Source organism: Pararhizobium sp. DWP1-1-3 (assembly GCF_049896125.1).
In the GTDB taxonomy this organism is placed as follows: Bacteria; Pseudomonadota; Alphaproteobacteria; order Rhizobiales; family Rhizobiaceae; genus Pararhizobium.
The window spans coordinates 43615-55662 of the sequence record NZ_JAFCTR010000004.1; the positions used below are offsets into that span (position 1 = coordinate 43615).

General features: G+C 59.0%; 15 protein-coding genes. All 15 read left to right on the forward strand.

Features of this window, described 5'->3' with window-relative positions; genetic code table 11:
- The first annotated feature begins 1 nt into the window (after position 1).
- A complete protein-coding gene (locus ACP7BS_RS11215; RefSeq protein ID WP_426238157.1) occupies positions 2 to 511 on the forward strand; it encodes a terminase small subunit protein in 510 nt (169 codons plus the stop codon).
- Positions 429 to 1868 carry a terminase large subunit domain-containing protein gene (locus tag ACP7BS_RS11220; RefSeq protein WP_426238159.1) on the forward strand — a complete coding sequence of 480 codons (1440 nt, stop codon included), beginning with the start codon at positions 429 to 431 and terminating at the stop codon, positions 1866 to 1868. The genes ACP7BS_RS11215 and ACP7BS_RS11220 overlap by 83 nt, the downstream gene beginning before the upstream one ends.
- Positions 1865 to 3928: a portal protein gene (locus ACP7BS_RS11225; RefSeq protein WP_426238390.1), complete on the forward strand. Its 2064-nt coding sequence runs from the start codon at positions 1865 to 1867 to the stop codon at positions 3926 to 3928. The genes ACP7BS_RS11220 and ACP7BS_RS11225 overlap by 4 nt, the downstream gene beginning before the upstream one ends.
- Positions 3925 to 4161 carry a hypothetical protein gene (locus ACP7BS_RS11230; protein ID WP_426238160.1) on the forward strand — a complete coding sequence of 79 codons (237 nt, stop codon included), beginning with the start codon at positions 3925 to 3927 and terminating at the stop codon, positions 4159 to 4161. The genes ACP7BS_RS11225 and ACP7BS_RS11230 overlap by 4 nt, the downstream gene beginning before the upstream one ends.
- A 31-nt stretch (positions 4162 to 4192) precedes the next feature.
- Positions 4193 to 5170 carry a hypothetical protein gene (locus tag ACP7BS_RS11235; RefSeq protein ID WP_426238162.1) on the forward strand — a complete coding sequence of 326 codons (978 nt, stop codon included), beginning with the start codon at positions 4193 to 4195 and terminating at the stop codon, positions 5168 to 5170.
- 24 nt (positions 5171 to 5194) lie between these two features.
- Positions 5195 to 6187 (forward strand): DUF5309 domain-containing protein, encoded by a 993-nt coding sequence (locus ACP7BS_RS11240; RefSeq protein ID WP_426238164.1) that lies wholly within the window; start codon positions 5195 to 5197, stop codon positions 6185 to 6187.
- A 12-nt stretch (positions 6188 to 6199) separates the two neighbouring features.
- Positions 6200 to 6631 (forward strand): hypothetical protein, encoded by a 432-nt coding sequence (locus tag ACP7BS_RS11245; RefSeq protein ID WP_426238166.1) that lies wholly within the window; start codon positions 6200 to 6202, stop codon positions 6629 to 6631.
- Between the two features lie 75 nt (positions 6632 to 6706).
- Complete coding sequence (locus ACP7BS_RS11250) at positions 6707 to 7069, forward strand: hypothetical protein (RefSeq protein WP_426238168.1); 363 nt, start codon at positions 6707 to 6709, stop codon at positions 7067 to 7069.
- Positions 7070 to 7072: 3 nt separating this feature from the next.
- Positions 7073 to 7396 (forward strand): hypothetical protein, encoded by a 324-nt coding sequence (locus ACP7BS_RS11255; RefSeq protein ID WP_426238170.1) that lies wholly within the window; start codon positions 7073 to 7075, stop codon positions 7394 to 7396.
- The gene (locus tag ACP7BS_RS11260; protein ID WP_426238172.1) at positions 7396 to 7563 is read left to right on the forward strand and encodes a hypothetical protein; all 168 of its coding nucleotides are present in this window, start codon (positions 7396 to 7398) and stop codon (positions 7561 to 7563) included. The genes ACP7BS_RS11255 and ACP7BS_RS11260 overlap by 1 nt, the downstream gene beginning before the upstream one ends.
- A complete protein-coding gene (locus ACP7BS_RS11265) occupies positions 7563 to 8165 on the forward strand; it encodes a phage adaptor protein (protein ID WP_426238174.1) in 603 nt (200 codons plus the stop codon). Before ACP7BS_RS11260 ends, ACP7BS_RS11265 begins: the two co-directional genes overlap by 1 nt.
- Positions 8162 to 8764 (forward strand): hypothetical protein, encoded by a 603-nt coding sequence (locus ACP7BS_RS11270; protein WP_426238176.1) that lies wholly within the window; start codon positions 8162 to 8164, stop codon positions 8762 to 8764. Before ACP7BS_RS11265 ends, ACP7BS_RS11270 begins: the two co-directional genes overlap by 4 nt.
- Entirely contained in the window at positions 8761 to 10365 is a 1605-nt protein-coding gene (locus ACP7BS_RS11275) for a hypothetical protein (RefSeq protein ID WP_426238178.1), read from the forward strand. The genes ACP7BS_RS11270 and ACP7BS_RS11275 overlap by 4 nt, the downstream gene beginning before the upstream one ends.
- A complete protein-coding gene (locus tag ACP7BS_RS11280) occupies positions 10362 to 10841 on the forward strand; it encodes an N-acetyltransferase (RefSeq protein WP_426238179.1) in 480 nt (159 codons plus the stop codon). Before ACP7BS_RS11275 ends, ACP7BS_RS11280 begins: the two co-directional genes overlap by 4 nt.
- The gene (locus ACP7BS_RS11285) at positions 10813 to 12030 is read left to right on the forward strand and encodes a tail fiber domain-containing protein (protein WP_426238180.1); all 1218 of its coding nucleotides are present in this window, start codon (positions 10813 to 10815) and stop codon (positions 12028 to 12030) included. Before ACP7BS_RS11280 ends, ACP7BS_RS11285 begins: the two co-directional genes overlap by 29 nt.
- The last annotated feature ends 18 nt before the right edge of the window (positions 12031 to 12048 follow it).

Genomic DNA, 12048 nt, shown 5'->3' on the forward strand with positions numbered 1-12048 from the left:
CATGGGCAGACCAACATCGTTCAAACAGGCTACGGCCGATCGGATTTGTGAGCGCATTGCTGACGGGGAAAGCCTAAAGGCGATATGCATCGATGATGCGATGCCGTCCAAGTCTTCAGTGTTCAAATGGCTGTCGGAGCGCAAAGAGTTCTCGGACAAATACGCACGCGCCCGCGAGGCCCAGGCCGACGCTCTGTTCGACGACATCCTCACGATTGCCGACGACGGTCAGAACGACTGGATGGAGCGCAAGAACGATGATGGCGAAAACCTTGGATGGCGCGAGAACGGCGAGGCAATCCGCCGCTCTCAACTCCGCATCGATGCCCGCAAGTGGATGGCCGGCAAGCTGAAACCGAAGAAGTACGGCGAAAAGCTGGACCTGAACGTTTCGGGCAGCTTGCAGACGATGCCAGAGGAACAGCTCGATGCTCGCATCACTCAACTTCTCGGAAAAGCAGGAGCTGATGGTGCTTCTGGAGGAACAGGGACGAAGGAAACGGACAAATAAGCTCCGGTTCTACTTCCCATACCGGAAGCAGATAGAGTTCCACACGGCCGGCGCCACGAAGTCAGAGCGTCTTTTTATGGCAGGCAACCAGCTCGGCAAGACGGTTGCGGGCGGTGCCGAATGGGCAATGCATCTAACCGGCCGTTATCCGGACTGGTGGGACGGTGCAACGTTCAATAGCCCTCCGTTGCTCTGGGCCGGATCTGTCACAGGCGAAAGCACGCGGGATAATCCGCAGCGCATCCTGGTTGGCCCGCCTGCCAAGGAAGCGGAGTGGGGCACCGGCTTTATCCCTGCCGATTGCATCCGGGATCGATCGAGAGCGATGGGTGTGCCCGACCTGCTCGACAATGTCGTCGTTCGGTGGGGCGGAGGCGGTGACGTCCAGGCACAAGACAGCGTTGTTGCCTTCAAAGCCTACGAGAAGGGCCGCGAGAAGTGGCAGGGACCGACTGTTGACGGGATATGGTTCGATGAAGAGCCCCCGGAAGACATTTACAGCGAGGGACTGACCCGAACTAACAATGGTCAGCGCGGACAGTTCGCTCAGACTACTTTCACGCCCCTGCTTGGCATGTCCACCGTCGTCGCGAGGTTTATCATGCCGGCGGCCGATGAGATCGGGACAGAAGCGCGGCACGTCACTTCGATGACGATCGACGATGCAGAACATTACACACCGGAGCAGAGAGCGAAGATTGTCGCCAGCTACCCGGCGCATGAACGTGAGGCGCGCGCCAAAGGCATTCCAACGCTCGGCTCGGGTATTGTCTTTCCGGTTCTGGAAGAGGACATCATCGTCGAGCCGTTCGATATTCCGAAACACTGGCCGCAGATTGGCGGGCTCGACTTCGGATGGGATCACCCGACGGCTGCCGTCAACCTTGCTTGGGACCGTGATGCCGACGTCATCTACGTGACGAAGGACTATCGCAAGCGGCAAGCCACACCGGTGTTCCATTCGGCCGCACTGAAGCCTTGGGGTAACTGGCTGCCATGGGCATGGCCTCACGATGGCAACAACGACACTGCAGCGGGCGAGAACCTTGCAAGCCAGTACAAGGCTCAGGGGCTGAAGATGCTTCCGGAGCGGGCGACCTTCGACGATGGCGGTAACAGCGTCGAGGCGGGCGTCACTGACATGCTGGACCGCATGCTGACCGGACGCTGGAAGGTGTTCCGGACCTGCGGTCTCTGGCTTGAAGAGCGTCGTCTCTATCACCGCAAGGACGGCAAGATTGTGAAACTCCACGACGACGTCATCTCTGCCTCTCGATACGGGCTGATGATGAAGCGCAAGGCCGTGGTGAATAAGCCCGCAAGTTCGTGGGACTTCAAAGCAACGAAGGTAGTCTGATGGCAATGTCCGATGAGGAGATGTCCAAGCTGGTCAATGGCTTGGTCAAGGATTGCGAGAGCTATCGGGGCCAGTTGTCCAAGGACCGCCAGACGGCGACCGAATACTACGATGGCGTGATGAAGGACGTGGAGGCGCCTGTAGGCCGCTCGCAGGTCATCTCACGCGATGTTCGGACCACAATCAAGAAGGTGCTGCCCTCGATCATTCGGACCATCTTGGGAAGCGACAAGATTGTCGAGTATCAGCCGGTGGGGCCGGGTGATGAGGCAGGCGCAGAACAATCGACCGACTACATCAACAACATCGTGTTCCCCGAGAGCAATGGCTACAAGGCGGTCAAGGATGCGGTCAATGACGCCCTGAAGCTTCGCAACGGCGTTATTCGCTGGTGGTACGACAAGAAGATTGTGGTCTCGGTATCGAAGCACACGGGCTTGAGCGAGGACGCTGTAGTCCAGCTGGTTTCAGGTGACGACATCACAGTCTTGGAGCAAGCCCAGACAGTCGAGATGATCGACACGCCCGAAGGCCCACAGCCGCAAACGATGTACGATGTGAAGATCCGGCGCCGTAAGGAACTGGGATGCACGCGCCTTGGGGCGGTGCCGCCTGAAGAGTTCCTGATCCATCCAGATGCGATCGACATCGACGAAAGCCCGATTACCGGGATCAACAAGCGGCTGCGCCGAAGTGATCTGGTCGCTCTGGGCTATGACCGGGCCATGATCGATGACATCCCGGCCGCGACCGAGAGCAACGGCGACAAGGATGCGGAGGAGAGCACCCGACGCCGGTACGTCGAGGCGGAGTCGGACACCAGCGCCAAGGCCATGCAGGAGGTCGAGTATTACGAGCTGTACGTTCGTATTGATGCCGACGACGACGGCATCGCTGAACTGCGGCGGCAGGTCTACGCAGGCGGCATCAAGGCCAAGTACCTGCTCGAAGACGAGGAGTGCGACGAGGTGCCGTTTGCGGACATCGTCTCTGAGGATCGACCGCACGAGCGCGAAGGCACATCGATCACGGACGACACGAAGGACCTGCAGAAGATCAAGACGGTCCTGCTGCGCCAGACGCTCGACAACCTCTATTGGCAGAACATGCAACAGCCGATTGTCCAGGAAGGGACGATCGAGAACCCGGAATCAGTGTTGAACCCTAAGTTCGGCCAGCCGATCCGCGTGTCGAACGGGGTCAGTGTCGCCGATGCTGTTGGCTTCTCGACGGTCCCCTTCGTCGCTCAGCAGTCTTTCGGCATGCTGACTTATCTCGACAATGAAATCACAGACCGCACCGGGATTTCAGACGCATCGAGCGGCATGGCGGCAGATGCGCTGCAGAACGTCACGGCCAAGGCCTCCGCCATGATCGAACAGGCGGGGATCGGTCAGACCGAGCTTATGGTCAGCACAATCGCCAACGGCCTGAAGAAGGTCTTCAAAGGCCTGCTACGCCTCACAATCAAGCACCAGGATAAGCCCCGTGTGGTGCGCCTGAGAGACGAATGGGTCGAGGTTGACCCGCGCTACTGGAATGCGGAGATGGACGCCACGGTGAACACTGGCCTTGGCGCCGGTACCCGTGAGCGCGACATGATCGTAACTCAGGTGGTCATCGCCTTGCAAAAGGAATTGCTGGCGTCATTCGGTGCCATCGATAATCCGTATGTGTCGCCGGACAATCTCTACAATTCGATCTCGAAGCACGTCGAGGCGTCCGGTCTGAAGTCCACTGATCTGTATTTCTCGAAGCCTGATCTGGAGGCCATCAAGAAGCGCGCAGCCGAGCAAGGTCAGAAGCCCGACCCAGCAGCGGAGAAGGCCAAGGCCGAAATCGCCATCCAAGAGCGGAAGATGCAGGCGGATGTGGCAAACGACCAGCGCAAGATCGAAGTTGATCGCGAGATCGAGCTTGAGAAGATCAATTCCAGCACGGAACTGAAGCGGTACCAGATCGACCAGGAGATTGCGCTCCAGACCCGGCAGAACACGGCTGAGATGATGCTCGGCGGTCCCCGCATGCCAGCCGTCCATATCGGAGGTCAGCCAGGATGACACCAGCAGAGAAAGCCGCCGCTGCCCGCACCCTGCTCGACATGCCTTTGTTCCACCTCCTGATGGACGAAATGGAGGCATCAGCAATCAACCGGTGCGTAGGAGCATCGGCAACAGATCATGAGACGCGCGCCGCCTATGCGGCAGAGACGCGCGCCATCCGAACTTTCCGGAGCAAGCTCAACCTCTTGATCGAGGAAGCCAAGGCTACCGGGAATAGTGCGCCGGCATAACGCCCGCGCCGAACGTCTAGAAGGACAAGCCATGACAGACGAGAGTGCCAACCTGCCAGGCGGCGGGAGCAAAACCGTTGAACCCTCGACCGATATCGACAACCCCGAAAACCTGAACTTCTGGGAGCCTGGCGACGAAGAGCGCGAACAGGCCAACCCGCAGGGCAGGGAACAAGGGATCGAGCCCGAGACGGATGAGATTGCCGGAGGCGATCAAGAGACCGGTGCGAACGCTGACGAAGAGCTCGATCTGGAAGCCACGGGCGAAGAGCCCGAAGCAGGCGACCCGAACGATGACCTCGTCGTTACCATCAAGGGTGGTGAGCAGGTTCCTGTGAAGGAACTGAAGCTCGGCTACATGCGTGAGCGAGACTACCGCACCAAGACACAGGAAGTGGCCAATCGCGGCCGCACTCTTGAGACTATGTCAACCAGCGTGTCGAACACGGCGCGTGCTATCGCAGACTTTCTGGCTAATCAGTTGCCCGAAGAGCCGCAGACCATCCTGGCGGTCAAAGACCCTGCAGAGTACACCCGGCAGAAGGCGATCTATGATTCCGCGATGACGCAAGTCTCGCAGATCATCGAGCTTGCCCAACAGCCGCAGCAGGTCGGTCAACAGCTGACGAACGAGCAGAAGCAGGAACGCCTCAACAGCGAGAACGCAGAGCTGCTCAAGACCTTTCCCAAGCTTGCAGATCCAAAGGCCCGCCAAACGTTCTTCAACAATGCGTTCGAGACGGCTGCCGAGTTCGGGTATTCGCAAGAGGAAACCGCCCAGGCAACAGACCATCGGCTGTTCAAGATGGTCCACTATGCCCGTCTCGGCCTGAAGGCTGAGAGGGACAGGCGCCAGGCGTTGGAGAAGGTCAACAACGCGCCGAATGCCGTGCCACGGGCGAGAGCCACGGGACCGGCGGCGGCGCAAGCCCGCCAGAATCAGACTGCGATGAAACGGTTGGATCAAACCGGGTCGATCAAGGACGCAATGTCGATCGACTTCGAATAGGGCCATCATCGAAGGATCACCAACATGGCTGTTGTTACCAACACATTCCTGACGACGAATGCCGTCGGGAACCGCGAAGAGCTTTCCGACGTCGTGTCGCGCATTACGCCGGAAGACACCCCGATCTACTCTATGATCGAGAAAGGCAAGTGCGTCTCCGTTCACCCTGAATGGGATGTGGACGAACTCGCACCGCCTGCCGAAAACGTCGTGCCTGAAGGTGCCGAATACAATTTCGACGCCATCACGCCGCCCGGCCGGTACGGCGACTATACCCAGATCATGCGCAAGAGCTGGGCAATCTCCGGCACTCAGGAAGTCGTTTCTGAAGCCGGCAATGTGCAGAAGCGCAAGTACCAGAAGCTGAAGAAGGGCGTCGAGCTCCGCAAGGATGTCGAGTTCGCCATTGTATCGCCGCAGGCCTCACAGGGCGGCGCCATCCGCAAGCTGGGCGGTCTGCCCACCTGGATCACCACGAACGCCTCGCGTGGCGCTGGTGGTGTCAACGGCGGGTTCAACTCTGGTACGGGCCTGACGGTCGCTCCGACCAACGGTACGCAGCGCGCGTTCACCAAGACACTGCTCGACAGTGCGATGTCGTCCGGCTTCACCAGCGGTGCGAACTTCCAGCACCTGGTCGGCGCGCCGTACATCAAGTCGGTGTTCGTCACGTTCATGTCGGACGCCAACGTTGCGCCGTTCCGGTATGCCGTGTCGAAGGGTGGCGAGCGCAACACCATCGTTGCATCGGCGGACTACTACGAAGGTCCGTTCGGTACGATCATGATCCAGCCCGACCGCGTCATGGCGACGGCCGCACTGGCCCGTAATGCCTTCCTCATCGACACCGAATTCCTTGAATTCCTCTGGCTCCGCAAGATCCAGGAAGACAAGGACGTCGCCAAGACGGGCGATGCGGACAAGGGTGTCCTGATCGGCGAAGGCACGCTGAAGCCCAAGAACGAAAAAGGCCTGGGGGTCATCGCTGACCTCTTCGGCATGTCGGCATCGAGCTAAGGAGAACCCCAGATGTCTTACTATCCCGTAGCCATCACGGCGGCCGCTCTGACGCTCAATCAGAATACGCACGCCGATGTCTCTGTCGTGGTCAATCGCGCTGCAGGGTCTGTTCTGACCCTGCCAGCGGCCTACGGATCGGGTTGTAAATACTCGATCCTCGTCGGTACCACGATCACCTCCAACAACCTCATCATTCAGGTCGCCAACGGCTCTGATGTGATGACGGGCAACGCCCTTAGTGCGCAAGATGCCGGCGATACGGCCCTTGCCTTCGAGACAGCGGCCGATACCGACACGATCACCATGAACGGCACCACCAAGGGCGGCGTAAAAGGTGATCGCATCGAACTTGAAGATGTTGGTCCAAACCTTTGGTCCGTCAACATCTTCGGTTCTGCAACTGGTACGGAAGTCACGCCGTTCTCGGCGGCCGTATCGTAAGGGCAGTCATCAGCCTGAGCATCATGGGGCGGTTCTTCGGAGCCGCCTTTTTTCATTCCCGAAAGGAACATCGAAATGCCTGATCTCAAGAAGGATGCTGAAGACCTCGGCATCAAGGTCCCCGGAAACTGGGGCGACAAGCGCATTCAGGAAGAAATCGACAAGGTGCTGAACGCCTCTACGACGGGCGCCAACGCCGGCAACGGCGAGACGCTAAACACCACCTTCGCCCCGAAGCCGGACACGGCGGCACCTGTGCCGTCGATCGGCATGAACAAGAAGGAATCAACGGTGCCGGTAAAGCTTCTCTACGACGCATGGCTTGAAGCCGATGTTCGTACGCCTGCTGGCGAAATCGTCGATCTGCCCGTTTCGAAAGCCAAGGAGCTTTTCGCTGCTGGCAAGGCGGAACGCGCCGACCGTCTTCCGGGAGAATAAGCCATGACGATCCGTGACGGTGCGTGGGAGCTGTTCGACTATGATTTCCAAACCGGTCGCTCAGTCTGGAGATACTTCGACGGCGAAAAGACCACGTTTCGCACGGATTATCCGGTCGATGACCTGATCAAGCAGAACACCTTCACCCGGAACGAGACATCCGGCAACCAGATGGGCGACTGGGTGAAAATCGCCTCCGTGCCGCTCAACGTCGCCTATGACGCCGGTCTCGTCCAGGCGCAGACCGAAGGCGATCAGCAGTTCGTCAAGAAATGGCTGAACGACGGCGACAACCGGGCCTGGCGCTCGTTCGATGCGACTGTTTGATGATCGATCACCAGAGAGTTCAGGGCCAAATACGCGCCCTTGAAGAGCGCAAGCCTCCAGCAGACGTGGATCCGGAAGAGCATCGCCGGATCAACGATGAGATTTCACGGATCATCGACAGATCGCGCCAATATCAGGCAGCGGCGTCGGGAATGAAGGTCGTCTGATGTCAGGGATTTCCGACTACAGTGCCTTGCTGATGGATGCCGGTGACTATTCCGGCAACAATGGCATTGCGCATCTCACGCCGCGCTTCGTTGGCCTTGCTGAGACGAAATTGAACCGGGTCCTGCGCGTTGGCGCGATGGAGAAGTCGGCAGTGGTCACGCTTGTGACCGGTGACGGTGACCTACCGGACGACTTCATCGAGATGAGGCAGACATTATCGGCCGACGGTCGCAATCTGCGCTCCTGGTCGCTTCAGGAGCTAAGCAGCCGTTTCCAGAGCTTTGGAGGCAACCCGATCGGCTACGCGGTCGTGGGAAACCAATTGAGGGTGCGACCCACCACCGATGGCGACATCGGCATCACATACTACGCGAAGCTGCCGGGGCTAACACTCTCGAACCCAACCAACTGGCTGCTGACGTCTGCGCCCGACGTCTACCTTTACGCCGTTGTCGAGGAAATCGCGATCTGGGAACGGGACGCGGAGAAGGCAGGATCGGCAAAGGCGCTCAAAGATCAGGCGATATTCGGCCTTCGGATCAATGATGAGCGCGCACGCTGGGGCAACGGCCAAGTCGTCATCGGAGAACCAACGCCATGACCATTCTGACCGCGATCAATGAAGTTGGTGATGTCGTCGGGCTCGATCCCTTTACGAGCGTCTACGGTACCGACGATCAGAACGCCAAGACCATGATGGCGCTGGCAACCGAAGCCGGCGCCGAGATTGCACGCCGTGTCGATTGGCAGCGCATGCTGAAGCAGGTAACGCCGTCTGCTGCCTCCTATGTCCTGCCGGATGACTATAACCGGATGACCCCCGGTGGCGCTCTGCGGTCACCTGCGGGCGAATTTGCCCGACCCGTTCTCAGCAGTGGTCAGTGGACTGTGATCAGCGCCGTTCCGTCCGCGCAGCCATATTTCTTTATCAAGGCCAACACGATCGGAATTTCTCCCGTGTCCTTCGCCGCGACGGCGGTCATGGACTACGTGTCGAAGAACTGGATCAAGACCAATGCCGGTGTCGAGCGAGACACGTTCTCCGCCGATGATGACACTGTCCTGTTTCCTGAACGGTTGCTCGTCAAGAACCTCCTTTGGCGCTGGCGCCGTCAGAAGGGTTTCGAATTCGACGACTTCCTCTCGGAGTTCGAGGCCGACCTCATCGCTGAAATCAGAGCAGATCGGGGCGACCAATGATGAACGTTCGACCAGGTCGTGTCCCTTCCTCTCGTCGAGGCGGGAAGGGCGGCCCCCCGCAATCTTCGCAGCCGTTGACCTATCCAGCTCCCAAAGGCGGCTTGGTCACAACTCGAGACATGGCGGCCGATACACCAGGGTCCGCATCGATCCTGCTCAACATGCTGCCAACGCTGATGGGGTGCCGGGTCCGTGGGGGCTCGGTCAAGAAGGGCCTGGCAGCGGGGGGCGGCACACTGCGCTCCGCCTTCAAGTACAAGTATGGCGGCATTGAGCGGCTGTTCATGGCAACCGATACGGCCATTTTTGAGATGAGCTCTCCCGCTGCGCCACCGACAACGACAGCAGCATCGGTATCCGGCATGACAAGCTCGGATTGGTCTACCTTCCAGCACGCCACGGCGGCGGGGGCCTTCCTCGTATGCGTCAACGGCTCTGACCCGCGCCAGATGTTCAACGGAACGACATGGGTGACGACGCCGGCAATGACCTTTGCAGACGGCTCGACTGAATCGCAAATGAACTACGGCTGGATATTCAAGAACCGCGAATGGTACCTGAAGAACGGCACGCTCGATGCCTACTATCTTCCAACGAACCAGATCGGTGGCGCGGCTGTCGTGTTTCCGCTCGGTGGCGTTCTGAAGAAGGGCGGATCGCTGCTGACTGCCTTCTCCTGGTCGATCGAGAGCGGCGACGGCCTGAGTGATATGTGCGTCTTCGTCTCAACAGAGGGCGAAGTGGCGGTCTACATGGGTTCGGACCCCGCAACGGATTTTGCGCTCAAGGGCATTTATCAGATCGGCAAGCCGGTCGGCAAAAATGCGTGGATCCGGGCAGGGGCCGACATACTCGTTGCCAACACCGATGGTCTCACGCCGATGTCTCAGGTGTTCACGCGGGACCGTGAGGCACTCAGCCTCGTCTCGGTGTCGCGCCCGATTGAGGATGAGTGGCGCTTGGCCGCAAATTCCACCGGTGGACGTTGGAACCTAACCCAATGGATCGAGCAGAACCTCGTTTTCATCAGCTTTCCCGAAAACAGCGTGATCAGCGACAAGACGTTTGTTCTGAACGTCCTGACCGGGAAATGGTCATTCATCTCGAACTGGCGGGCCGTCTGCTACGCAAGCTATCAGGGTAGCCTGTTCTTCGGATCGATCGACGGCTACTGCTGGCAGGCCGATACGACGGGCTCCGATGACGGCCTTGTGTTCCAAGCGGTGTACCTTTCACAGTTCACAGCGAGCGGCGCCTACGGGCAGCGCAAGACCGCAACGCTTGCCCAGATGTATTTTCGGGGCAAGACAAAGCCGAAGGTCAAGCTGTTTGCCCGGGCGGATTTCGATATCACCGCGCCGGCCTCGGCGAACGTCTCAATAGGCAACTCGCTATCGTCTGAGTGGAACAACGGTCTTTGGGATGTTGCCACATGGGACGGCGTCAGTTCTTCCACGCGGTACAAGTACCGGCAGAATGTCAGAGCGACAGGAGACCACCTTGCCGTGGGCTGTGTGATCGCCTCGGGTGGAGACGTCCGGCTCGACGTCGAGATTGATCTCGCGAATCTACAGACTGAAGTGGGCCAAGCAAGCGCATGAACATCGTCTGGTCTGGACCAAGCTCGGCTGAACGAAATGAAATCGTCGGTCACTTCGTCGCGTCTCACAGTGGCCTCGCAAGGGGCTTCGAGAAATTCGCAACGATGGGAGTGTTTGAGGGGAAAAGGCTGATCGCCGGTTCCGTCTATCATAACTGGCAGCCTGAGAGCGGCGTGATCGAGATTTCATCCGCGTCGGTTAGCAAGCGCTGGCTGACCAAACCCGTTATCCGGGCAATGTTCTCGTTCCCGTTTGATGATCTTGGATGCCAGCTGGTTGTTCTGCGGGTCTCCGAACGCAACACAGTAATGTGCGAGATTGCGGTCCGTTTCGGTTTTGAGGCGTATCGCATACCCCGCCTTCGTGGAATCTCAGAAGCCGAAATCATCTTCACCCTGACAATTGAAAACTGGCGCTCCCACCGCGTCAATTCGAAGGAATCTGCCGATGGGCAAGTCCACGCCAAAAGCGCCTGATCCGAAAGAAACCGCATCGGCACAGACCGCGACGAATATCGGCACGGCCATCGCGAACGGTCAGATCGGCAACATCAACCAGGTAACGCCCGACGGGGCTTTGACGTATTCGCAGACGGGGTCCACTAAATGGCGCGACCCGCTGAACGGCGCGATGTATGACATTCCGACTACAACCGCTACGCAAACGCTGTCACCCGTACAGCAGCAGCTGAAGGACAAGAGCGACGCCACGAAGGGCAACCTCGCAAACGTCGCAGTCCAGCAATCTAGCCGGCTCGGCGAACTGCTGAATGATCCTTTCTCGACTGACAAGCTGCCAGCCGGGGGTAACGCAGCTAGCCTTGGGTTGCCGCAATATCAGCAGTATGGAACCGGACCGAAGCTGCAAACGTCGTTGCCCGATGCGGGAAAGGTTCAGACCGAGCTGGGAAACGCCGGCGACATCACCAAGACCTACAATTCCGATTTCAGCGCCGATCGTCAGAAGGTTGAAGACGCGCTTCTTTCGCGGATCAATCCACAACTGGCGAATGATCGGTCGGCGCTCGAGCAGAAGCTTGCCAATCAAGGACTGATGCCGGGATCGGAAGCGTTCAACCGAGCGGTCGATGAGTCCAGCCGCCAATCCAATGATGCGAGGTATGGCGCCATCCTTGCTGGCGGGCAGGAGCAATCGCGCATGGTCGGCTTGGAGGCGCAGCGGGCACAGTTCCAGAACTCAGCTCAGCAACAGCTCTATGACCAGATCATGGGCAAGGGGACGTTTGCGAACGCTGGCCAGCAGCAGAAGTTTACGCAAGGTCTGGCTGGTGCTCAGTTCGGGAATACGGCCGAACAGCAGATGTTTGACAACACGACGCAGGCGACATCCGGCAACAATGCATTGAAGGATCAGGCATTCAACGCGGAACAGGCGAAGATTGCTGCGCAGAATACGCAGCGGACCCAGGCACTCAACGAGGCCTATGCGGCTCGCAACCAGCCACTGAATGAAATCGCGGCGTTGATGTCTGGCTCCCAGATCACGGGGCCGTCGTTCGTTCCGACCCAGGGGCAGTCGATCCCAACCGTCGATTACGCAGGCCTCGTCGGCCAGGACTATCAAAACCGTCTGGGCGCCTACAACACCAAGCAGGCTGGCGCGGGGGCATTGCTCGGCGGTCTCGCCGGCATGTTCGCGATGTGATGGCAGTCATGGCTACCT

Excerpts from the sequence above, each read along its gene's own strand:
- ACP7BS_RS11215 (WP_426238157.1), top strand. The coding sequence starts at position 2 with ATGGGCAGACCAACATCGTTCAAACAGGCTACGGCCGATCGGATTTGT.
- ACP7BS_RS11220 (WP_426238159.1), top strand. The coding sequence starts at position 429 with ATGCTCGCATCACTCAACTTCTCGGAAAAGCAGGAGCTGATGGTGCTT.
- ACP7BS_RS11230 (WP_426238160.1), top strand. The coding sequence starts at position 3,925 with ATGACACCAGCAGAGAAAGCCGCCGCTGCCCGCACCCTGCTCGACATG.
- ACP7BS_RS11235 (WP_426238162.1), top strand. The coding sequence starts at position 4,193 with ATGACAGACGAGAGTGCCAACCTGCCAGGCGGCGGGAGCAAAACCGTT.
- ACP7BS_RS11240 (WP_426238164.1), top strand. The coding sequence starts at position 5,195 with ATGGCTGTTGTTACCAACACATTCCTGACGACGAATGCCGTCGGGAAC.
- ACP7BS_RS11245 (WP_426238166.1), top strand. The coding sequence starts at position 6,200 with ATGTCTTACTATCCCGTAGCCATCACGGCGGCCGCTCTGACGCTCAAT.
- ACP7BS_RS11250 (WP_426238168.1), top strand. The coding sequence starts at position 6,707 with ATGCCTGATCTCAAGAAGGATGCTGAAGACCTCGGCATCAAGGTCCCC.
- ACP7BS_RS11255 (WP_426238170.1), top strand. The coding sequence starts at position 7,073 with ATGACGATCCGTGACGGTGCGTGGGAGCTGTTCGACTATGATTTCCAA.
- ACP7BS_RS11260 (WP_426238172.1), top strand. The coding sequence starts at position 7,396 with ATGATCGATCACCAGAGAGTTCAGGGCCAAATACGCGCCCTTGAAGAG.
- ACP7BS_RS11265 (WP_426238174.1), top strand. The coding sequence starts at position 7,563 with ATGTCAGGGATTTCCGACTACAGTGCCTTGCTGATGGATGCCGGTGAC.
- ACP7BS_RS11270 (WP_426238176.1), top strand. The coding sequence starts at position 8,162 with ATGACCATTCTGACCGCGATCAATGAAGTTGGTGATGTCGTCGGGCTC.
- ACP7BS_RS11275 (WP_426238178.1), top strand. The coding sequence starts at position 8,761 with ATGATGAACGTTCGACCAGGTCGTGTCCCTTCCTCTCGTCGAGGCGGG.
- ACP7BS_RS11280 (WP_426238179.1), top strand. The coding sequence starts at position 10,362 with ATGAACATCGTCTGGTCTGGACCAAGCTCGGCTGAACGAAATGAAATC.
- ACP7BS_RS11285 (WP_426238180.1), top strand. The coding sequence starts at position 10,813 with ATGGGCAAGTCCACGCCAAAAGCGCCTGATCCGAAAGAAACCGCATCG.